This is a genomic window from Ferdinandcohnia sp. GQ5, assembly GCF_059759275.1.
This window is the reverse complement of sequence record NZ_JCAXEW010000027.1, coordinates 36,154-57,472: the sequence shown is the minus strand read 5'-3', so window position 1 is coordinate 57,472 and position 21,319 is coordinate 36,154. Positions and strand designations below refer to the sequence as shown.

Annotated in this window: 22 protein-coding genes and 1 other annotated feature; all 22 genes read left to right on the top strand. The window is 38.9% G+C overall.

Annotated features, from left to right (window positions below; genetic code table 11):
• Nucleotides 1-7 precede the first annotated feature (7 nt).
• The 22 genes from ispF to rpsG all read left to right on the top strand — a co-directional run bounded on the left by ispF (nt 8) and on the right by rpsG (nt 21,267).
• On the top strand, nt 8-490 hold the full coding sequence (gene ispF / locus AC6CHV_RS24175; protein ID WP_341329606.1) for a 2-C-methyl-D-erythritol 2,4-cyclodiphosphate synthase: 483 nt from the start codon (nt 8-10) through the stop codon (nt 488-490).
• Between the two features lie 68 nt (nt 491-558).
• On the top strand, nt 559-2,016 hold the full coding sequence (gene gltX, locus AC6CHV_RS24170; RefSeq protein ID WP_498079816.1) for a glutamate--tRNA ligase: 1,458 nt from the start codon (nt 559-561) through the stop codon (nt 2,014-2,016).
• Nucleotides 2,017-2,241: 225 nt separating this feature from the next.
• Nucleotides 2,242-2,469, top strand: a complete 228-nt coding sequence (locus tag AC6CHV_RS24165; RefSeq protein WP_341329608.1) for a hypothetical protein — start codon at nt 2,242-2,244, stop codon at nt 2,467-2,469.
• 189 nt (nt 2,470-2,658) lie between these two features.
• Nucleotides 2,659-3,327 carry a serine O-acetyltransferase EpsC gene (gene epsC / locus AC6CHV_RS24160; protein ID WP_341329609.1) on the top strand — a complete coding sequence of 223 codons (669 nt, stop codon included), beginning with the start codon at nt 2,659-2,661 and terminating at the stop codon, nt 3,325-3,327.
• Nucleotides 3,308-4,705 carry a cysteine--tRNA ligase gene (cysS, locus tag AC6CHV_RS24155; RefSeq protein ID WP_498079815.1) on the top strand — a complete coding sequence of 466 codons (1,398 nt, stop codon included), beginning with the start codon at nt 3,308-3,310 and terminating at the stop codon, nt 4,703-4,705. The genes epsC and cysS overlap by 20 nt, the downstream gene beginning before the upstream one ends.
• A 3-nt stretch (nt 4,706-4,708) precedes the next feature.
• Complete coding sequence (locus AC6CHV_RS24150; RefSeq protein ID WP_341329611.1) at nt 4,709-5,116, top strand: Mini-ribonuclease 3; 408 nt, start codon at nt 4,709-4,711, stop codon at nt 5,114-5,116.
• 17 nt (nt 5,117-5,133) lie between these two features.
• Nucleotides 5,134-5,877, top strand: coding sequence for a 23S rRNA (guanosine(2251)-2'-O)-methyltransferase RlmB (rlmB, locus tag AC6CHV_RS24145; protein WP_440273108.1), 744 nt, complete (start codon nt 5,134-5,136; stop codon nt 5,875-5,877).
• A 5-nt stretch (nt 5,878-5,882) separates the two neighbouring features.
• Nucleotides 5,883-6,392, top strand: coding sequence for an NYN domain-containing protein (locus tag AC6CHV_RS24140; protein WP_121448811.1), 510 nt, complete (start codon nt 5,883-5,885; stop codon nt 6,390-6,392).
• Nucleotides 6,393-6,684: 292 nt separating this feature from the next.
• A complete protein-coding gene (gene sigH, locus AC6CHV_RS24135) occupies nt 6,685-7,338 on the top strand; it encodes an RNA polymerase sporulation sigma factor SigH (RefSeq protein ID WP_121448810.1) in 654 nt (217 codons plus the stop codon).
• Between the two features lie 293 nt (nt 7,339-7,631).
• Nucleotides 7,632-7,778, top strand: coding sequence for a 50S ribosomal protein L33 (rpmG, locus tag AC6CHV_RS24130; protein ID WP_121448809.1), 147 nt, complete (start codon nt 7,632-7,634; stop codon nt 7,776-7,778).
• A gap of 36 nt (nt 7,779-7,814) precedes the next feature.
• Nucleotides 7,815-7,997 (top strand): preprotein translocase subunit SecE, encoded by a 183-nt coding sequence (gene secE, locus AC6CHV_RS24125; RefSeq protein ID WP_099364807.1) that lies wholly within the window; start codon nt 7,815-7,817, stop codon nt 7,995-7,997.
• A gap of 146 nt (nt 7,998-8,143) precedes the next feature.
• Nucleotides 8,144-8,677: a transcription termination/antitermination protein NusG gene (nusG, locus tag AC6CHV_RS24120; protein ID WP_121448808.1), complete on the top strand. Its 534-nt coding sequence runs from the start codon at nt 8,144-8,146 to the stop codon at nt 8,675-8,677.
• 168 nt (nt 8,678-8,845) lie between these two features.
• Nucleotides 8,846-9,271 (top strand): 50S ribosomal protein L11, encoded by a 426-nt coding sequence (rplK, locus tag AC6CHV_RS24115; protein ID WP_010285014.1) that lies wholly within the window; start codon nt 8,846-8,848, stop codon nt 9,269-9,271.
• 157 nt (nt 9,272-9,428) lie between these two features.
• Nucleotides 9,429-10,118, top strand: a complete 690-nt coding sequence (gene rplA, locus AC6CHV_RS24110; RefSeq protein WP_341329613.1) for a 50S ribosomal protein L1 — start codon at nt 9,429-9,431, stop codon at nt 10,116-10,118.
• Nucleotides 10,119-10,180: 62 nt separating this feature from the next.
• Nucleotides 10,181-10,310: a sequence feature (ribosomal protein L10 leader region), on the top strand.
• A 76-nt stretch (nt 10,311-10,386) separates the two neighbouring features.
• Nucleotides 10,387-10,887 carry a 50S ribosomal protein L10 gene (gene rplJ / locus AC6CHV_RS24105; RefSeq protein WP_341329614.1) on the top strand — a complete coding sequence of 167 codons (501 nt, stop codon included), beginning with the start codon at nt 10,387-10,389 and terminating at the stop codon, nt 10,885-10,887.
• A 61-nt stretch (nt 10,888-10,948) separates the two neighbouring features.
• Nucleotides 10,949-11,311 (top strand): 50S ribosomal protein L7/L12, encoded by a 363-nt coding sequence (gene rplL / locus AC6CHV_RS24100; protein WP_121448805.1) that lies wholly within the window; start codon nt 10,949-10,951, stop codon nt 11,309-11,311.
• A 105-nt stretch (nt 11,312-11,416) separates the two neighbouring features.
• Nucleotides 11,417-12,022: a methyltransferase gene (locus tag AC6CHV_RS24095; RefSeq protein WP_498079814.1), complete on the top strand. Its 606-nt coding sequence runs from the start codon at nt 11,417-11,419 to the stop codon at nt 12,020-12,022.
• Between the two features lie 450 nt (nt 12,023-12,472).
• Nucleotides 12,473-16,042: a DNA-directed RNA polymerase subunit beta gene (gene rpoB, locus AC6CHV_RS24090; protein WP_498079813.1), complete on the top strand. Its 3,570-nt coding sequence runs from the start codon at nt 12,473-12,475 to the stop codon at nt 16,040-16,042.
• 199 nt (nt 16,043-16,241) lie between these two features.
• Entirely contained in the window at nt 16,242-19,838 is a 3,597-nt protein-coding gene (gene rpoC, locus AC6CHV_RS24085; protein WP_341329617.1) for a DNA-directed RNA polymerase subunit beta', read from the top strand.
• Between the two features lie 142 nt (nt 19,839-19,980).
• A complete protein-coding gene (locus AC6CHV_RS24080; RefSeq protein ID WP_121448801.1) occupies nt 19,981-20,229 on the top strand; it encodes a 50S ribosomal protein L7ae-like protein in 249 nt (82 codons plus the stop codon).
• Nucleotides 20,230-20,335: 106 nt separating this feature from the next.
• Nucleotides 20,336-20,758 (top strand): 30S ribosomal protein S12, encoded by a 423-nt coding sequence (rpsL, locus tag AC6CHV_RS24075; RefSeq protein WP_099352736.1) that lies wholly within the window; start codon nt 20,336-20,338, stop codon nt 20,756-20,758.
• Between the two features lie 38 nt (nt 20,759-20,796).
• Entirely contained in the window at nt 20,797-21,267 is a 471-nt protein-coding gene (rpsG, locus tag AC6CHV_RS24070) for a 30S ribosomal protein S7 (protein WP_121448800.1), read from the top strand.
• The last annotated feature ends 52 nt before the right edge of the window (nt 21,268-21,319 follow it).

Below are 21,319 nucleotides of genomic sequence, written 5' to 3'. Positions count from 1 at the left end.
AGAACCCATGTTTCGTATTGGGCAGGGCTTTGATGTTCACCAATTGGTTGAAGGACGCCCGTTAATTATAGGTGGTATTACAATCCCATATGAAAAGGGATTATTAGGCCATTCTGATGCAGATGTATTGTTACACACGGTATCTGATGCCTGTCTTGGTGCGATAGGTGAAGGGGACATAGGCAAGCACTTTCCGGATACAGACCCGAACTTTAAGGATGCTGATTCTGCAAAGCTTCAACAGCATGTGTGGGAGCTGGTGAGGAAAAAAGGTTATAAGCTTGGAAATATCGATTGTACCATTATTGCTCAAAAACCTAAAATGGCACCGTATATTGAACAAATCAAAGGGCGAATTGCCGAATTGTTAGAAGCAGACCCTTCTCAGGTGAATGTAAAAGCCACAACAACCGAGAAATTAGGATTCGCGGGCCGTGGTGAAGGAATTGCAGCACAAGCTACAGTGCTATTGGTAAAGGAAGATAACTAATTCTTTGACAGTAAAAAAAGTGGTGTTAAAATATCTATGATACATAGGTCTTAACGGAGGGTACATAAATGTCAAATAACGTACGAGTGCGATATGCACCAAGTCCAACAGGACATTTACATATTGGAAATGCAAGAACGGCTTTATTTAATTATCTCTATGCTAGAAATCAAAATGGAAAATTTATTATCCGTATTGAAGATACAGATAAGAAGCGAAATATTGAAGGCGGAGAAGAGAGTCAGCTGAAATATTTAAAGTGGCTTGGCGTTGATTGGGACGAAGGACCCGATGTTGGTGGTGAGTATGGACCATACCGTCAATCAGAGCGAAATGAGATTTATGAAAAATATTATACAGAGTTATTAGATAAAGGACTCGCTTATAAATGCTATTGTACGGAAGAAGAAATTGAAAAAGAGCGTGAAGAACAAATAGAACGTGGTGAGACACCTCATTATTCGGGAAAATGTCGTCACTTAACCAAGGATCAGCAACAAGCTTTAGAAAATGAAGGAAGACAACCAAGTATTCGTATCATCATTCCTGAAGGAAAGGTATTCACGTTTCATGATATGGTTAAAGGTGAGATTTCTTTCGAATCTGAAGGCATGGGCGATTATGTAATCGTCAAAAAGGATGGAACACCTACTTATAATTTTGCCGTAGTTATTGATGATCACTTAATGGAAATTTCACATGTGTTACGTGGAGAAGACCATATTTCAAATACACCGAAGCAAATGGTGGTATATGAGGCATTTAATTGGAATATCCCAACCTTTGGGCATATGACATTGATTGTAAATGAAAGCCGTAAAAAGCTTAGTAAGCGTGATGAGTCGATTATTCAATTTATTGAACAGTATGAAGAACTCGGATATCTTCCTGAAGCTTTATTTAACTTCATCACTCTATTAGGGTGGTCACCGATTGGAGAAGAAGAGCTTCATACAAAAGAGGAATTTATTGAGATTTTTGATCCTGCACGTCTTTCAAAATCACCTGCTGTATTCGATACACAAAAGCTTACTTGGATGAACAACCAATATATGAAAAACATAGATCTAGATCGCTTAGTGGAACTATCATTGCCACACTTAATTAAAGCTGGTAGATTGAATGAGCCATTAAGTGACGTTGACAAGCAATGGGCACAAGATTTAATTGCACTTCATCAAGAAAAAATGAGCTATGGCGCCGAGATTGTTGAATTAACAGAGCTCTTCTTTAGAGATGAGTTAACGATTGAAGAGGATGCCAAGGAAGTTCTTGCAGGTGAAACAGTTCCTGAAGTTTTAAAGGCGTTTTTACAAGAGGTTGAAGGTCTTGAAACATTCGGTGCTGCTGAAATTAAGGCGGCAATTAAAGCTGTTCAAAAAGGAACTGGACAAAAAGGTAAAAATCTCTTCATGCCAATTCGTGCGGCTGCAACAGGTCAACTTCATGGACCTGATCTGCCACAAGCAATCCATTTACTAGGAAAAGAAAAAATAATTTCACGACTAAATAGTTTAATTAGTTAACATCTTGTTGAAAATGTAATATAGTATAGGTAATCAATTATATAATCTAAAAGTGTTGATAAGGAGAGTAAATAAGTGATTGACATTAAAGTATTTGCACGTTTTGGGCAAATATGAACAGAGAGAACCATCACCGGCTGAAAGTGGTTTATGGGAAACGCTTATTGAAATGCACCTTTGAGTCTTTTATCGAACCATTTTTATAATAGTGGTTCAAAAAGGAGGATGAAAAGGACCAAGAAGTTCAAGGCGGCGCAGTTTTGGGTAGCGGAGCGTATGGGTTTAATACGTGAGCAACGGAAAAACAAGCCAACGAAGAAATTCGATGTGTCATTTTCACCGGACTTTTTTGAACTTCCTGTAGTAGATAAAAGCGGAGTCTCACCGTTACGAGATGAAGTTGAGGTAATAGACACCATTGATTACCTAAACAGAGTGGAACCGCGCGATTAAGCGTCTCTGTGTTTTTACACAGGGGCGCTTTTTATTTTGGTGAAAAAGTATTGTCTAGCTTCAGCGCCTAGCCCCTCGAGGTCACAATCCAATCGCTTCTGAAGGCAAAGAGCGCCTTCTGTCAGCGCTTGTCTTGTGCTGTCGGGGCTGAGCAAGGCGCTTACGCTTTTCTTATAAGGAGGGTTGATTGTGTTTAAGCGAATGAAAGAGGATATCGAAGTTGTGTTTGAACAGGACCCAGCTGCAAGAACCCATTTTGAAGTGATGCTGACTTATTCCGGATTGCATGCAATTTGGTCACACCGAGTCGCACATTTTCTTTATAAACGTAAGTTGTTTTTCTTAGCTAGAACTGTTTCGCAAATAAGTCGTTTTTTCACAGGAATTGAAATTCACCCTGGTGCAAAAATTGGCCGCCGATTTTTCATTGACCATGGGATGGGCGTGGTGATTGGTGAGACCTGTGAAATTGGGGATAATGTGACAGTGTTTCAGGGTGTAACCCTAGGTGGAACAGGGAAAGAAAAAGGAAAGCGGCATCCAACGATTAAGGACAATGCACTGATCGCAACAGGAGCCAAAGTATTAGGATCGATTACAATTGGAGAGAATTCAAAAGTAGGAGCGGGTTCAGTTGTTCTGCAAGATGTTCCTCCGAATTCCACTGTTGTCGGGATCCCTGGTAGGGTTGTAATCCAGGATGGTATCAAAGTTAGAAATAGCAAAGATTTAAATCACCGTGATTTACCAGATCCGGTTTTAGATAAAATCAGAGAACTAGAAAAAGAAATAGAAAGCCTAAAAGAGGTAATCCAACATAAGGAAGGAGCAACGGATAATGTCCATTCATCTTTATAATACGCTAACTCGGAAGAAGGAAGAGTTTAAACCACTTGAAGAAAATAAGGTAAAAATGTATGTGTGCGGTCCAACTGTTTATAATTATATCCATATTGGGAATGCACGTCCTGCCATTGTATTTGATACTGTTCGTCGTTATTTTGAATTTAGAGGCTACGATGTTCATTATGTATCCAACTTTACAGACGTTGATGATAAATTAATTAAAGCAGCAAATGAGTTAGGTGAAGAGGTACCAACTATTGCGGAGCGTTTTATCGGTGCTTATTTTGAGGATGTGTCTGCATTAGGATGCAAAAAGGCGGATGTTCATCCAAGGGTTACAGAGAATATGGATATTATTATTGATTTTATTCAAGCTCTCATCGAGAAAGGTTTTGCCTATGAATCTGAAGGCGATGTTTACTATCGTACAAGGGAATTCAAGGAGTATGGAAAGCTTTCTCACCAATCCATTGACGAACTGCGCGTAGGTGCAAGAATTGAAGTGGGGGATAAAAAGCAGGATGCCCTTGACTTTGTTTTATGGAAAAGTGCGAAGCCTGGAGAGATTTATTGGGAAAGTCCATGGGGTAATGGTCGCCCAGGTTGGCACATCGAGTGCTCGGCAATGGCTAAAAGATACTTAGGTGAAACAATTGATATTCACGCAGGTGGCCAAGACTTAGCGTTTCCACACCATGAAAATGAAATTGCACAATCCGAGGCAGTGAATGGAAAAACCTTTGCAAACTATTGGTTGCACAACGGCTATATTAATATCGATAATGAAAAAATGTCAAAGTCTCTTGGAAACTTTGTATTGGTTCACGATATTATCAAAGACGTGGACCCACAGGTATTACGCTTTTTCATGCTGTCTGTCCATTATCGACACCCAATTAACTATAGTGTTGAATTACTAGAAAGCACAAAAAATGCATTAGAACGATTACGTACTTCTTACGCAAACTTAAAGCATCGTCTGCAAAGCAGTACGAATCTAACAAATGATGATGATACATGGCTAGAAAAAATCACTGCTTTCCGCAATGATTTCATTGAAGCAATGGATGATGATTTTAATACGGCAAACGCAATATCTGTATTGTTTGAGTTATCGAAACAGGCTAATTATTACTTGCAGGAAAAAAACACGGCAGAAAAGGTAATCGAAGCCTTTATCCAAGAATTCGAGGTATTATTTAATACACTAGGTCTTAAATTAGAAGATGAACAATTACTTGATGAGGAAATCGAAGAACTAATTGCAAAGCGAAACCAAGCACGAAAAGATCGCGACTTTGCTTTATCCGATCAAATTCGTGATCAATTAAAGGCAATGAATATTATTCTAGAAGACACTCCTCAAGGAACAAGATGGAAAAGAGGATAATAAATGAAGTTTTTATCAGACAACCAAATTGATAGCCATCAATTAAATAGTCTTGCCCTAGCTTATATGGGGGATGCCGTATACGAAATGTATGTACGGCATTACCTCTTGCAAAAGGGGAGTGTCAGACCCAATCAACTTCATAATCAGGCGAAGCGTTATGTATCGGCTAAAGCACAGTCGGCCGTAATCCATGAGATGCTTGATGAAGAGTTTTTTTCAGAGGAAGAAAAAGCTGTAATCAGAAGGGGTCGCAACGCAAAGAGTGGAACAGTTCCTAAAAATACAGATGTCCAGACATACCGATACAGTACCGCGTTTGAAGCGTTACTCGGCTTTCTCTTTCTACAAAATGATACTGACAGAATCCATTCGATTATTGAAGAGGCATTTCGAATTATCGAATCTTAAGAAAGGAGGAAAAAGAAATGGCTAGTGATTATATTATTGGAAAAAATCCTGTAATTGAAGCATTGAAATCTGAGCGTGACATCAATAAAATTTGGATTGCAGAGGGGTCCAACAGAGGGCAAATGAACCAAATTACTTCTCTTGCTAAAGAAGGTAACGTTTTGGTTCAATTTGTTCCGAAAAAAAAGATTGACCAGATGGTTGAAGGCAACCACCAGGGAGTTGTCGCACAAGTAGCGGCGTATGAGTATGCAGAAGTTGATGATATTTTAACAGCAGCCGAAAAGCGAAACGAAGCACCTTTTATCATCTTGTTAGATGAGCTAGAGGACCCTCATAACCTTGGTTCAATCCTTCGTACAGCTGATGCAGTTGGAGCGCATGGGGTAATCATTCCCAAAAGAAGAGCAGTAGGGTTAACAGCAACCGTTGCAAAGGCTTCAACAGGGGCGATTGAATATATACCAGTTGCACGAGTAACGAACTTAGCAAGAACGATTGATGAATTAAAGGACCGTGGGGTATGGATTGTTGGTACAGATGCGAAAGGAAAAGAAGATTATCGAAATGTTGATGGTAAAATGCCGATTGGCCTTGTTATTGGCAGTGAGGGCAGAGGTATGGGACGCCTTGTAAAAGAAAAATGTGATTTTCTTTTACATTTACCGATGCAGGGAAAAGTAACCTCTTTAAATGCTTCTGTTGCTGCTAGTCTACTTATGTATGAGGTTTATCGTAAGCGGAATCCGTTGGGAGAGTAAATTAAATGGATATTCTGCTGGTAGATGGCTACAACATTATAGGTGCATGGCCAGAACTACGTCATCTTAAAACAAAGGACTTTTCAGCAGCGCGTGATTTGTTAATCGAGAAGATGGCTGAATATCAGGCATATACAGGATTTAAGGTGATCGTTGTATTTGATGCACACCTCGTACCAGGAATTGAATCAAAAATGAAAAGTCGAAAAATCGAAGTTATTTTTACGCGTGAAAATGAAACGGCGGATGAACGGATAGAAAAGCTAGCACAACAATTAAATAATATTAAAACACAAATCCATGTAGCGACTTCTGATTATACCGAACAATGGCAGATATTTGGACAAGGTGCCCTAAGGAAATCGGCCCGAGAATTACTAACTGAGATGGAAGTAGTAGAGTCTGGAATTCAAAAAGACGTCAAGAAAACATATCAAGAAAAAAGTGTATCAAAAATACCACTTTCCGACGAAATTGCAGAAATATTTGAAAAATGGCGTCGAGGACAGCGTTGACCGGGTTGACGCTTGGAAAAGCACTCCTGTATAATATTTCTAGAAGATGTTTAAAAAGTCGGATAAAAATGACGCGTCCAATTTCTTCGTTGGCTTGCTTTTGCGTTCCTCACGTATTAACTGCATACGTTCCGGTACTCAAAGCTTCACCGCCTCGAAATTCTTGGTCCTTTTCATCCTCTTTTTAAAATCGTAATTTTAGGATAAAGAATTTTACGAACATTACGTATTAACTTTATTCATTAGCGTTTTTGGCAAGAAACAACTTCTAAGGTAGGTCGGAGGGATCGGTGTGAGTTCAAGCTTCGATGATTATGGCAACAGATTATATTATGACCGACTAGATGATGAGGAAGTCGTGGAATTGGTCCATGCTGGTGAAAGTGAAGCATTGGACTATTTGATTAACAAGTATAGAAATTTCGTGCGTGCAAAGGCCAGATCATACTTTTTAATAGGGGCAGATCGTGAAGATATTGTTCAAGAAGGTATGATCGGGCTATACAAGGCAATTCGTGATTTTAAGGAGGACAAACTTTCCTCTTTTAAAGCGTTTGCAGAACTTTGCATTACACGTCAGATTATTACTGCAATCAAAACCGCGACAAGGCAGAAGCACATACCTCTTAATTCTTATGTTTCTTTGGACAAGCCGATATACGATGAAGAATCTGACCGTACATTAATGGATGTTATATCAGGTGCGAAGATTTTGGATCCTGAAGAATTAATCATCAACAGGGAAAAGTTTGATGACATAGAATTAAAAATGGCAGAGCTCCTAAGTGATCTAGAGCGTAAGGTATTATCCTTATATCTGGACGGAAGGTCCTATCAGGAAATATCAGAGGATTTAAATCGTCATGTGAAATCTATAGATAATGCTCTCCAACGAGTCAAACGTAAATTAGAACGGTACTTAGAAATTCAAGAGATTAAGTTATAAACGAAACCGTTTTTAACCATTATTTACAGTCAGGTCCTAGTATTGACATATAAATCATGCCTGTGTTACATTTTTAAGGAAATTGAGACATTTCTCATAAATAAGATGCAAGCTGCATTTTAACTTTTATTCAGAAGTCCCTATCTTTTTAAGTGAAGGGCCGATAGGAGTAATGATATTCAATTCAGTGGGATGCACATACCATAACTGAATAAAGATAAGCCTCCGGCGGATGCCACGATTTTCATCGGGCGCAAATACGCCAAGGCGTATTTGATAGTGTAGGTGATAAAATGCGTAAAAAGGTAATTTTAGCCTGTGTGGAATGTGGTAGTAGAAATTATACGACCATGAAGAATAGCGCTTCAGCTGAACGACTTGAAATGAAAAAGTTTTGTAAGACTTGCAATTCTCACACGAATCATCGTGAAACGAAATAGATTAGGATTGTTTTGATAAAGTTGGAGGTTACATGGATGAAAAACATAACCAAGTTTTTTCGTGAAATTGTTCGAGAAATGAAGAAAACAAGCTGGCCGAAAAGAAAAGAACTCACACGTTATACAATTGTAACATTAACAACAGTAATTTTTGTATCGGTATTTTTTGCAGTGGTTGATCTTGGAATTTCCGAATTAATTCGTTTAGTACTTGAATAAACCCCGTTCACTCATGGTATAATGATGAATAGAGAACAAAGAGTGTTTACGAAAGCCCGGTTACGGGTTTTTTTAATTGCAAAAAATAGAATGTCAAGAATGTTTAAACCCAGTAAAGGGAGGGAAGGACAAGCAGTCCTAAACTTATGGAAAAGAATTGGTATGTTGTTCATACGTATTCAGGGTATGAAAATAAAGTAAAAGCAAATTTAGAGAAACGTGTCGAATCAATGGGCATGCAAGATAAAATCTTCCGCGTTATTGTTCCGGAAGATGAAGAAACTGATATCAAGAACGGAAAAAAGAAAATTGTTAAGAAGAAGGTATTCCCTGGTTATGTTCTAGTAGAATTAATCATGACAGATGATTCTTGGTATGTAGTACGTAACACTCCAGGAGTTACAGGTTTCGTTGGTTCTGCGGGTTCAGGCTCAAAACCAACACCACTTTTACCTGAAGAAGTAACATTCATCCTTAAGAGAATGGGAATGGATGAAAGACCTATTGATATTGATTTTGAACTAAAAGAAACAGTTCGTGTAAAAGAAGGTCCATTCACAAACTTTACAGGTGCTATCGAAGATTTAGATGTAGATAAGCAAAAGGTAAAAGTACTTGTCAATATGTTTGGTCGTGAAACCCCAGTTGAATTGGACTTTACACAAATTGAAAAAATCTAATGAAGAAAAACTTGATATTGTAAATCAAAAGTGGTAATATTGCATAGGTCAGTATGTCTCAAAATGTTGAGACTAACTATGCTAACGTTCTTTATTGATTATAAAGAATAGATGAGTGGGAGGGTAAAACCCTATTACCACATCACGGACTTTAAGGAGGTGTGTCTCGTGGCTAAAAAAGTAATTAAAGAGGTTAAATTACAAATTCCAGCGGGTAAAGCAAACCCAGCACCACCGGTTGGGCCAGCACTAGGTCAAGCAGGTGTTAATATCATGGGATTCTGTAAAGAGTTCAACGCTCGTACAGCAGAACAAGCTGGTTTAATTATTCCTGTTGTAATCACAGTTTATGAAGATCGTTCATTTACATTTATTACAAAAACTCCTCCTGCTGCAGTTCTTTTGAAGAAAGCAGCTGGTATTGAGTCTGGTTCTGGTGAACCAAACCGTAATAAAGTTGCAACAGTTAAGCGTGATAAAGTACGCGAGATTGCAGAAACAAAAATGCCTGATTTAAATGCAGCAAATGTTGAATCTGCAATGCGTATGGTTGAAGGTACTGCTCGTAGCATGGGAATTGTTATCGAAGACTAATTCCTATTTGTTACAATTTGTTCGGGGGTTGCGGATGGAACATTACTTTTCTTTCGTTCGCAACCTTTGTTCTGTCTAGCGTCAGTACATAAAATGTACTGTCACGCTTGGCGTGGGAGGTTATTCCGTTAAAACCACAATTGAGGAGGAAATTAAAATGGCAAAAAGAGGTAAAAAGTACGTAGAAGCTGCTAAATTAGTAGACCGTACAAAAGCTTACTCAGTTGCAGAAGCAATTGAATTAGTAAAGAAAACAAGTACAGCTAAATTTGATGCGACTGTAGAAGTTGCATTCCGTTTAGGAGTAGACCCTAAGAAAGCTGACCAACAAATTCGTGGTGCAGTTGTTCTACCAAACGGTACTGGTAAAACTCAACGTGTATTAGTTTTCGCTAAAGGTGAAAAAGCAAAAGAAGCAGAAGCTGCTGGAGCTGATTATGTTGGCGATAGCGAGTTCATCAACAAAATCAACCAAGGTTGGTTTGATTTCGATGTAATCGTAGCTACTCCTGACATGATGGGTGAAGTTGGTAAACTTGGTCGTGTATTAGGACCTAAAGGTTTAATGCCAAACCCTAAAACAGGAACTGTTACTTTTGATGTAACAAAAGCAATCAATGAAATCAAAGCTGGTAAAGTTGAATACCGCATTGATAAATCTTCAAACATTCACGTTCCTATTGGTAAGATCTCATTTGATGATCAAAAACTAATTGAGAACTTCACTACAATTTATGAAACTATGCTTAAGGTTAAACCATCTGCAGCAAAAGGAACTTACATGAAAAACGTTGCTGTATCATCTACAATGGGACCTGGCGTAAAAGTTGACGCTTCTACATTCTAATTAGAAAAAAGTGGATATTGACTTTTACAAGAGCATTTCATATAATAGATTTTGTTGTTAACAAATGAATAGCATTTGTACCGTAGACAGTAGGTGCTTCGATAGCTTAATTTTCCTACCGAGGTGTAGTATATATTACTTGATCATTACTACCTCTATGTCTACTCGACATAGAGGTTTTTTAATCTAGAAACGTGTTCTTCATGAACGCCCTCTAACACCGAACGGTTTCAAGTGTTGCGAAAATACTCACAGGAGGTGTAAAAGAATGAGTCATGCAGTAGAACAAAAGAAACAAATCGTAACTGAAATTGCAGACAAATTACGTGAAAGTAAATCAACTATCGTTGTCGACTATCGCGGTCTATCTGTTGCAGAAGTAACAGAACTACGTAAGCAACTTCGTGAGGCGGGCATTGATTTTAAAGTGTACAAAAACACATTAACTCGACGTGCTGCAGAACAAGCTGAACTTGCTGGTTTAAATGATGCATTAACAGGACCAAACGCAATTGCATTCAGTAATGAAGATGTAGTTGCTCCTGCTAAAATTCTTAATGATTTTGCGAAAAAGCATGAAGCATTAGAAATCAAAGCAGGTGTTATTGAAGGAAATGTTGCAACTCTTGAGGAAGTTAAAGCTCTTGCTGATCTACCATCACGCGAAGGTTTACTTTCTATGTTGCTTAGCGTACTTCAAGCTCCGATTCGTAACCTTGCACTTGCTACTAAAGCAGTTGCAGACCAAAAAGAAGAGCAAGGCGCCTAATCGTAATACAATTATACAATTCGAAATTCAAATAGGATAATTAACTAAGGAGGATTTTCTAATGACTAAAGAACAAATCATTGAAGCAGTTAAAAGCATGACTGTTTTAGAACTAAATGACCTAGTAAAAGCAATTGAAGAAGAATTTGGTGTAACTGCTGCTGCTCCTGTAGCTGTAGCTGCTGGTGGCGGAGCTGAAGCTGCTGCTGAGCAAACTGAATTTGATGTTGTATTAGCAGACGCTGGTGCACAAAAAATCAAAGTTATCAAAGTTGTACGTGAAATCACTGGTCTTGGCTTAAAAGAAGCTAAAGAACTTGTTGACAACACTCCAAAAGCAATCAAAGAAGGCGTTTCTAAAGAAGAAGCTGAAGAAGTTAAAGCTAAACTTGAAGAAGTTGGAGCTGGCGTAGAAGTTAAGTAATTTTAAGTAACGTAAGAAAAAGCTCGCTATTAAGCGGGCTTTTTTTATCAAGTATGAATGAAATGGGTATACTGTTCATATACTCTTATGTTGGGAGATATATTAATGGCCGAACATTACTATACTAGTAAACCCACTGTGGCAAGTAATCAAAAAACTCAAGTCTTTGTCTTAAAAGGAAACTCATTTTCTTTTACAAGCGATAGTGGAGTTTTTTCAAAAAATGAAGTTGATTTTGGATCTCGATTATTAGTGGAGGAGTTTAAAGCCCCTACAGTTCCTGGTCCGTTTTTAGATGTTGGTTGTGGGTATGGTCCGATTGGTCTTGCGCTTGCAAAAGTACATAATGATCGTCTTGTAGAAATGATTGATGTGAATGAACGGGCAATCGAGCTTTCAATAAAAAATGCGGAAATAAACAAGGTCACAAATGTTGATATACACCAAAGTGATCTATTTACAAGCGTGGAAAAACGAGGCTTTGCGGCTATTATTTCAAATCCTCCAATCCGCGCAGGGAAAAAAGTGGTGCATCATATCTTAGAAGAGAGCTATCAATATTTAGTTACTGGCGGTGAATTGTGGGTTGTAATTCAAAAGAAGCAAGGCGCTCCTTCTGCAATTGAGAAGCTTGAGATGGTATTTGAAGAAGTAGAGATTGTTGAAAGAAAAAAAGGTTACCATATTATAAAAGCTAAGAGAACGAAATAATCTATATGGAAATTTCCACTTGACAAATGAAAAAATAGGTTGACTGCGTATTTCTCGTGTGGTAGCATTATATAATGCCGATATGTAGTTTTTCCATGTATAACTAAAAAATTAAATATATGTATAAATATAGTATGTATGGAAAAACTGATAAAATCAATAGTTTGTTTTTTAGAATTGTGGTTTTCATAGTAGAAACCCTTTTTCTTTTTGTCTATAAAATAGGCTTTTTTCGGCTTGAAATAGCTGATTTTGGTCTTTTTAGACAAAGAAGAACAGCATTTATTTGGCTTGGAAAAGTCGGATTTGATAGGCTGCTTTATGTGTCCTATCATTTTGATTTGCGGTTTACTTCTTACTATTTATATTAGTTTATTTGTAGGCTTTTATAACTAGTAAGTATTTATAAAATAGCAAGATTAATAACGCTTGATATGAGGGGTGAATGGGTTGATAGGTCAACTAGTTCAGTATGGACGACACCGCCAACGAAGAAGTTATGCTCGTATTAGTGAAGTTTTAGAATTACCAAATCTTATTGAGATTCAAACCTCTTCTTATCAGTGGTTTCTTGATGAGGGTCTTAGGGAAATGTTCCAAGATATTTCCCCAATTGAAGATTTTACAGGTAACCTATCTCTAGAGTTCATTGATTACAGTTTAGGTGAGCCAAAGTATTCTGTAGAGGAATCAAAGGAAAGAGATGTTACTTATTCAGCGCCACTTAGAGTAAAGGTGCGTTTGATCAATAAAGAAACTGGTGAAGTAAAAGATCAAGATGTATTTATGGGTGACTTCCCACTCATGACAGAAACAGGTACGTTCGTTATCAATGGTGCAGAACGTGTAATTGTTTCACAATTGGTTCGTTCACCAAGTGTTTATTTCAGTGGCAAAGTTGATAAGAATGGTAAACGCGGCTTTACAGCAACGGTAATACCAAACCGTGGTGCATGGTTAGAGTATGAAACAGATGCGAAGGATGTTGTATACGTTCGTATCGACCGTACTCGTAAATTACCGGTAACGGTCCTTTTGCGCGCGCTTGGGTTTGGCTCTGATCAAGAAATCATCGATTTATTTGGTGAAAATGAATATCTACGAAACACGCTTGAGAAAGACAACACAGAAAGTACAGAAAAAGCATTACTAGAAATATATGAACGTCTACGTCCTGGAGAACCGCCAACAGTCGAAAACGCAAAAAGTTTATTGGAATCACGCTTTTTTGATCCAAAACGTTACGACCTTGCGAGTGTAGGACGCTACAAAATCAACAAAAAACTTCATATTAAGAATCGTTTGTTTAATCAGCGTATTGCAGAAACGCTTGTTGATCCTGAAACTGGTGAGATTATCGTGGAAAAAGACACGCTTCTCGACCGCAGAACGCTAGACCGTATCATCCCGTACTTAGAGAATGGTATTGGTTTTAAAGCACTTCAGCCAGCAGGTGGTGTTATAGATGAAGAAATCACACTTCAGTCTATAAAGATTTACGCTCCAAATGACCCAGATGGCGAACAAGTCATTAATGTCATTGGTAATGCCTACATCGAAGAAGGCGTTAAGAATATTACACAAGCGGATATTCTTTCTTCAATTAGCTATTTCTTTAACTTGTTACATCAAGTTGGAGATACAGATGATATCGACCATTTAGGTAATCGTCGTTTACGTTCAGTTGGTGAGCTTCTACAAAACCAATTCCGTATCGGATTATCAAGAATGGAACGTGTTGTTCGTGAGAGAATGTCAATTCAAGATACGAATACAATCACTCCACAACAATTAATCAATATCCGTCCAGTGATCGCTTCTATTAAAGAGTTCTTTGGTAGCTCTCAGCTTTCACAATTTATGGACCAGACAAATCCATTAGCAGAATTAACACATAAACGAAGATTATCAGCATTAGGACCTGGTGGTTTAACACGTGAACGTGCAGGATTCGAAGTTCGTGACGTTCATTACTCTCACTATGGTCGTATGTGTCCGATTGAAACACCAGAAGGTCCAAACATCGGTCTAATTAACTCATTATCATCGTATGCAAAGGTGAATCGATTTGGGTTTATTGAAACTCCGTATCGAAGAGTTGATCCTGAAACAGGTAGGGTTACAGATAGAATTGATTACTTAACAGCAGACGAAGAAGATAACTATGTAACTGCTCAGGCAAATTCTCGTTTGGGTGATAATGGTGAATTTTTAGATGAAGATGTAGTCGCTCGTTTCAAAGGTGAGAACACTGTTGTACACCGTGACCGAATTGACTATATGGATGTATCGCCAAAGCAAGTTGTTTCTGCAGCGACTGCATGTATTCCTTTCTTGGAAAACGATGACTCAAACCGTGCACTAATGGGTGCGAACATGCAACGTCAAGCTGTTCCACTTATGCAACCGGAAGCTCCATTCGTTGGTACAGGTATGGAGTATGTATCTGGTAAGGACTCAGGTGCAGCAGTAATTTGTAAACACCCTGGTATTGTTGAGCGTGTTGAAGCAAAACAAATCTGGGTTCGTCGCTATCAAGAAGTTGATGGTCAAAAGGTAAAAGGCGACCTTGATAAATACCGTCTATTAAAATTTATTCGTTCGAACCAAGGTACATGTTATAACCAACGCCCGATTGTTACAGAAGGCGATGAAGTTGTTAAAGGAGAAATCCTTGCAGATGGTCCTTCTATGGAAAAGGGTGAACTAGCATTAGGGCGTAACGTTCTTGTTGGTTTCATGACTTGGGATGGATATAACTATGAAGATGCCATCATCATGAGTGAAAGACTTGTAAAAGATGATGTTTATACATCTATTCATATTGAAGAATACGAATCTGAATCACGTGATACAAAATTAGGACCAGAAGAAATTACACGTGATATTCCAAACGTTGGGGAAGACGCATTACGTAATCTCGACGAGCGTGGAATTATCCGTGTTGGTGCTGAGGTAAAAGACGGTGACTTACTTGTTGGTAAAGTGACGCCAAAAGGTGTAACTGAACTTACAGCTGAAGAACGTCTATTACATGCCATTTTTGGTGAAAAGGCACGTGAAGTTCGTGATACTTCTCTTCGTGTACCACACGGTGGAGGAGGAATTGTTCTTGATGTGAAGGTATTCAATAGAGAAGATGGAGATGAATTACCACCAGGTGTAAACCAGCTTGTTCGTGTCTATATCGTTCAAAAACGTAAAATACACGAAGGCGATAAGATGGCTGGTCGTCACGGAAACAAAGGGGTAATTTCAAGAATTCTTCCGGAAGAAGATATGCCATACCTTCCAGATGGAACGCCAATTGACATCATGCTAAACCCATTAGGGGTTCCGTCACGTATGAACATCGGTCAGGTTCTAGAGCTGCACTTAGGAATGGCTGCTAGACAACTTGGTATTCATGTTGCGTCTCCAGTATTTGACGGTGCAACTGAAGAAGATGTTTGGGATACTCTAGAAGAGGCTGGAATGTCACGTGATGCGAAAACAGTTTTATATGACGGAAGAACGGGTGAACCGTTTGATAACCGAGTATCTGTTGGTGTCATGTATATGATTAAACTAGCGCACATGGTTGATGACAAACTTCATGCTCGTTCAACTGGACCTTATTCTCTTGTTACACAGCAACCACTTGGTGGTAAAGCTCAGTTCGGAGGACAACGTTTCGGTGAAATGGAAGTTTGGGCGCTTGAAGCTTATGGTGCTGCATACACGCTACAAGAAATCCTTACAGTTAAATCCGATGATGTTGTTGGTCGTGTGAAGACATACGAAGCGATCGTGAAAGGTGAAAATGTACCTGAACCAGGTGTTCCTGAATCGTTCAAAGTATTGATTAAAGAACTACAGTCACTGGGATTAGATGTGAAGATTCTCTCAGGTGATGAAGAAGAGATTGAAATGCGTGATTTAGAAGATGATGAGGAAGCTAGTCAATCAGAGGGAATATCTCTTGATTCTGACCAACAAATCGACCCAGAATTAGAAAAGAACGCAGTAGTTAAGGAATAGATCTCATTATTCAGCAGTGGGTTATACTCCTGCTGAATAATGAATTAAGCCTCCGGCGGATGTCACGATTTTTTAAACAATTTTTCAAGTACGCTTGAAAACAATCGGGCGCAAGTACGCCAAGGCACGTTTTTTTGATTGTCATTCAAAGCAAAGGTCAATTAGGGTAATCCTGTAGATCAAAAGGGAGGTAGGCCCCTTGCTAGATGTTAATAATTTTGAATACATGAGCATTGGCCTCGCTTCTCCAGATAAGATCCGTTCATGGTCTTTCGGTGAAGTGAAGAAGCCAGAAACAATTAACTATCGTACATTAAAACCAGAAAAAGATGGGTTATTCTGTGAACGAATCTTTGGACCACAAAAGGACTGGGAATGTCACTGTGGTAAATATAAACGCGTTCGCTACAAAGGTGTAGTCTGTGATCGTTGCGGCGTAGAAGTTACTCGTGCAAAAGTTCGTCGTGAACGCATGGGGCATATCGAACTTGCAGCACCAGTATCACATATTTGGTATTTTAAAGGAATTCCAAGCCGAATGGGACTTGTCTTAGATATGTCCCCTCGAGCTCTTGAAGAAGTAATCTACTTTGCTTCATACGTTGTAACAGAAACTGGAGATACTCCTTTAGATAAAAAGCAACTGCTTTCTGAAAAGGAATATCGTGCATACCGTGAAAAATACGGGAACACATTCCATGCTGCAATGGGAGCTGAAGCAATTAAAAAACTTCTTCTCGATATCGATTTAGAAAAAGAAGTAGATGGTTTAAAAGAAGAGTTGAAAACCTCTCAAGGACAAAGAAGAACTCGTGCAATTAAACGACTTGAGGTATTAGAGGCATTCCGTAACTCAGGCAATGAGCCTTCATGGATGATTCTTGATGTACTACCGGTTATTCCTCCTGAACTTCGACCAATGGTTCAGCTAGATGGTGGTCGTTTTGCAACTTCAGATTTAAACGACTTATACCGTCGTGTAATTAACCGTAACAATCGCTTAAAGCGTCTATTAGACTTAGGCGCACCAAGCATCATTGTTCAGAACGAAAAGCGTATGCTTCAAGAAGCGGTTGATGCACTGATTGATAACGGACGTCGTGGCAGACCTGTAACAGGTCCTGGTAACCGTCCATTAAAATCACTTTCACATATGTTGAAAGGTAAGCAAGGCCGTTTCCGTCAAAACCTTTTAGGTAAACGTGTTGACTATTCTGGTCGTTCCGTAATTGTTGTAGGTCCGAACCTTAAAATGTATCAATGTGGACTACCAAAAGAGATGGCGTTAGAACTATTCAAACCATTTGTGATGAAAGAACTAGTTGAAAAAGGGCTTGCTCATAACATTAAGAGTGCGAAAAGAAAGATTGAACGTGTGCAACCAGAGGTATGGGATGTGCTTGAGTCAGTAATTAAGGAGCATCCGGTTCTCTTAAACCGTGCCCCTACATTGCACCGTTTAGGTATTCAAGCATTCGAACCTACATTAGTTGAAGGACGCGCAATCCGTCTTCACCCACTCGTATGTACTGCGTATAATGCAGACTTTGATGGTGACCAAATGGCGGTTCACGTACCACTTTCTTCAGAGGCGCAAGCTGAAGCAAGATTATTAATGTTGGCAGCACAAAACATTCTAAATCCGAAAGACGGAAAGCCAGTAGTTACACCATCGCAGGATATGGTATTAGGTAACTATTACTTAACTATGGAGCGTCCCGGCGCAGTAGGTGAAGGAATGGTATTCAAGGATACGAATGAAGCTATTCTTGCTTATCAGAATGGGTATGTGCATCTTCATACAAGAGTTGCGGTTCATGCTAGTTCTTTAAAGAACCCAACATTTACAGAAGAACAGAATAACATGTTGCTAATGACAACAGTAGGTAAGTTGATTTTTAATGAGATTTTACCAAAATCATTCCCGTATATTAACGAACCTACAAAAACAAACCTTGAAGTGAAAACACCTGAAAAATATTTTGTTCCTAAAGGTGCGAATGTTAAAGAACTAATTCAAAATCTAGAACAGATAGATCCATTCAAGAAGAAAATACTCGGTAATATTATTGCTGAAATCTTTAAACGTTTTAAAATTACTGAAACCTCTAAAATGCTTGATCGCATGAAAGATCTTGGATTTAAGTATTCAACAAAAGCTGGAATCACTGTTGGTGTAGCAGACATTGTTGTATTAGCTGAAAAAGAAGAGATTTTAGCGACGGCACAATCAAAGGTTGATAACGTACTAAAACAATTTAGACGTGGTTTAATTACAGAAGATGAGCGTTATGACCGAGTTATCTCAATCTGGAGTGCGGCAAAAGATACAATTCAAGGTAAGCTAATGGCTTCACTTGATAAGCGCAACCCAATCTTCATGATGAGTGATTCCGGTGCCCGTGGTAACGCATCGAACTTTACACAGTTAGCTGGTATGCGTGGACTTATGGCGAACCCGGCTGGTCGTATCATTGAACTTCCGATTAAATCTAGTTTCCGTGAAGGTCTAACGGTACTAGAGTACTTTATTTCTACGCATGGTGCTCGTAAAGGTCTTGCAGATACTGCCCTTAAGACCGCTGACTCTGGTTACCTAACAAGACGTCTAGTAGACGTAGCACAAGATGTAATTGTACGTGAGGACGACTGTGGTACAGATCGTGGCTTACTTGTCAGCTCTTTAAAAGAGGGAACAGAAATTATCGAACCTCTAGAAGAGCGTCTCAATGGCCGTTATGCAAGAAAGAAAGTTGTTCACCCTGAAACAAATGAAGTGTTAGTAGCCGAAAACGAGCTAATTACAGAAGATATCGCAAAAATAATTGTTGATGCTGGTGTTGAAGAAGTTACGATTCGCTCTGCGTTCACATGTAACACACGCCACGGCGTATGTAAAAAATGTTATGGCCGTAACCTAGCAACTGGATCAGAAGTTGAAGTTGGTGAGGCAGTTGGTATCATTGCAGCACAATCAATCGGTGAACCGGGAACACAGCTTACAATGCGTACATTCCATACCGGTGGGGTTGCAGGAGACGATATAACTCAAGGTTTACCTCGTATTCAAGAACTATTTGAAGCGAGAAATCCAAAAGGTCAAGCTGTTATCACAGAAATCAACGGTATTGTTACCGCGATTAATGAAATAAAAGACAGACAGCAAGAAGTTGTAATCCAAGGTGACGTAGAATCTCGTTCTTACACCGCACCATATGGCGCTCGTTTGAAGGTCGCTGAAGGTCAACAAGTTGAAAGTGGTCAGGTGTTAACGGAAGGTTCTGTTGATCCGAAAGAATTATTAAAGGTTACTAATACAACTGCTGTTCAGGAATACCTCTTAAAAGAAGTTCAAAAAGTATATCGTATGCAGGGTGTTGAAATTGGTGACAAGCACGTCGAAGTGATGGTAAGACAAATGCTTCGTAAGGTTAGGGTTACTGATGCAGGCGAGACAGATGTATTACCAGGTTCATTACTTGATATACATCAGTTCACGGATGCCAACACTAAGGTATTACTTGAAGGTAAAGCTCCTGCTACTGGTAGACCGGTACTTCTAGGTATTACTAAAGCTTCACTTGAAACTGATTCGTTCCTTTCTGCTGCGTCATTCCAAGAGACAACTCGTGTCCTAACTGATGCTGCAATTAAAGGAAAACGTGATGAGTTACTAGGACTAAAAGAGAATGTAATTATTGGTAAACTTGTTCCTGCAGGTACTGGTATGAATCGTTATCGACGAGCAGAACCGGTAGTTGTAGAGCAAGAAGAAGACACTGTTGGTGTTGAATAAAGGTTAGAAGAGCATATCTAAGATCACGGATGTCTACTACAAGCCCAAATAATTTTATTTACTTGTAGTTGACATCCCTCTCTTAGGGTGTTAATATATCTAAGGTGCTCCTTAAAACCTGTTACTTTGGAGGATATTTTAGATGTCTTATGAAAAAGTATCACAGGCAAAGAAGATTATTATAGGTACTAAGCAGGCAGTAAAAGCAATCCAAGCTGATATGGTAACAGAGATTGTTGTGGCAGAGGATGCTGATCGGCGTGTGATCAATAAAGTATTACAATTAGCCGAAGCACAACAAATTCCGATATCAAAGGTAGACTCGATGAAGAGGCTAGGAAAAGCATGCGGAATCGAGGTAGGAGCTTCTACTGTTGCGATAATTAATTAAAAACTGTTTTTGTGGAGGAATGAATCTACAAGAACTTTGTTTTTTGTAAAAAAATGAACCACCTGGATATGTGGTCTTGATGAAAGAAGAAGGGAGGAAACAAATAATGCCTACAATTAACCAATTAATTCGTAAGGGTCGCGAAAGCAAAGTTCAAAAATCCGACTCTCCAGCATTAAATAAAGGTTACAACAGCTTCAAAAAGTCACAAACTAATGCAACTTCACCTCAAAAGCGTGGTGTTTGTACACGTGTTGGTACTATGACTCCTAAGAAGCCAAACTCAGCACTTCGTAAGTATGCTCGTGTACGTTTAACGAACGGAATTGAGGTTACTGCTTACATCCCAGGAATTGGTCACAACTTACAAGAGCACAGTGTTGTACTAATTCGTGGTGGACGTGTTAAGGACTTACCGGGGGTACGTTATCACATCGTTCGTGGTGCACTTGACACTGCTGGTGTTAATAACCGTATGCAAGGTCGTTCTAAATATGGTACTAAGAGACCAAAAGCAGCTAAGAAATAATAGACTAACATATTTAAGATTGAAAGGAGGAAATATTAATGCCTCGTAAAGGACCTGTTACTAAAAGAGATGTATTACCAGATCCAATTTATAATTCTAAGCTTGTAACTCGCTTAATCAACAAAATGATGGTTGATGGAAAAAGAGGTAAATCACAAGCGATTTTATATAATGCGTTTGAACTAGTTCAACAACGTTCAGGTAAAGATGCTATGGAAGTGTTTGAACAAGCACTTAAAAACATCATGCCTGTACTAGAAGTAAGAGCACGTCGTGTAGGTGGTGCAAACTATCAAGTTCCTGTTGAAGTTCGCCCTGACCGTCGTACTACTCTAGGTTTACGTTGGTTAGTAAACTATGCTCGTCTTCGTGGAGAAAAAACAATGGAAGAGCGTTTAGCTAACGAAATTCTTGATGCAGCTAACAACTCTGGTGCATCAGTTAAGAAACGTGAAGATACTCACAAAATGGCAGAAGCAAATAAAGCATTTGCTCACTACCGTTGGTAATAATTTAATTCAGCTTTTGCTGAATTAAATTATAACTACGATAAAGGCCTTT

What these genes read in the sequence shown, in the direction of transcription:
- rpsG (WP_121448800.1), top strand. Translation starts at nt 20,797, where the DNA reads ATGCCTCGTAAAGGACCTGTTACTAAAAGAGATGTATTACCAGATCCA.
- secE (WP_099364807.1), top strand. Translation starts at nt 7,815, where the DNA reads ATGAAAAACATAACCAAGTTTTTTCGTGAAATTGTTCGAGAAATGAAG.
- ispF (WP_341329606.1), top strand. Translation starts at nt 8, where the DNA reads ATGTTTCGTATTGGGCAGGGCTTTGATGTTCACCAATTGGTTGAAGGA.
- gltX (WP_498079816.1), top strand. Translation starts at nt 559, where the DNA reads ATGTCAAATAACGTACGAGTGCGATATGCACCAAGTCCAACAGGACAT.
- AC6CHV_RS24150 (WP_341329611.1), top strand. Translation starts at nt 4,709, where the DNA reads ATGAAGTTTTTATCAGACAACCAAATTGATAGCCATCAATTAAATAGT.
- rpsL (WP_099352736.1), top strand. Translation starts at nt 20,336, where the DNA reads ATGCCTACAATTAACCAATTAATTCGTAAGGGTCGCGAAAGCAAAGTT.
- AC6CHV_RS24095 (WP_498079814.1), top strand. Translation starts at nt 11,417, where the DNA reads ATGGCCGAACATTACTATACTAGTAAACCCACTGTGGCAAGTAATCAA.
- AC6CHV_RS24165 (WP_341329608.1), top strand. Translation starts at nt 2,242, where the DNA reads ATGAAAAGGACCAAGAAGTTCAAGGCGGCGCAGTTTTGGGTAGCGGAG.
- cysS (WP_498079815.1), top strand. Translation starts at nt 3,308, where the DNA reads ATGTCCATTCATCTTTATAATACGCTAACTCGGAAGAAGGAAGAGTTT.
- rpmG (WP_121448809.1), top strand. Translation starts at nt 7,632, where the DNA reads ATGCGTAAAAAGGTAATTTTAGCCTGTGTGGAATGTGGTAGTAGAAAT.
- AC6CHV_RS24140 (WP_121448811.1), top strand. Translation starts at nt 5,883, where the DNA reads ATGGATATTCTGCTGGTAGATGGCTACAACATTATAGGTGCATGGCCA.
- rlmB (WP_440273108.1), top strand. Translation starts at nt 5,134, where the DNA reads ATGGCTAGTGATTATATTATTGGAAAAAATCCTGTAATTGAAGCATTG.
- nusG (WP_121448808.1), top strand. Translation starts at nt 8,144, where the DNA reads ATGGAAAAGAATTGGTATGTTGTTCATACGTATTCAGGGTATGAAAAT.
- AC6CHV_RS24080 (WP_121448801.1), top strand. Translation starts at nt 19,981, where the DNA reads ATGTCTTATGAAAAAGTATCACAGGCAAAGAAGATTATTATAGGTACT.
- rplJ (WP_341329614.1), top strand. Translation starts at nt 10,387, where the DNA reads ATGAGTCATGCAGTAGAACAAAAGAAACAAATCGTAACTGAAATTGCA.
- rplL (WP_121448805.1), top strand. Translation starts at nt 10,949, where the DNA reads ATGACTAAAGAACAAATCATTGAAGCAGTTAAAAGCATGACTGTTTTA.
- rplA (WP_341329613.1), top strand. Translation starts at nt 9,429, where the DNA reads ATGGCAAAAAGAGGTAAAAAGTACGTAGAAGCTGCTAAATTAGTAGAC.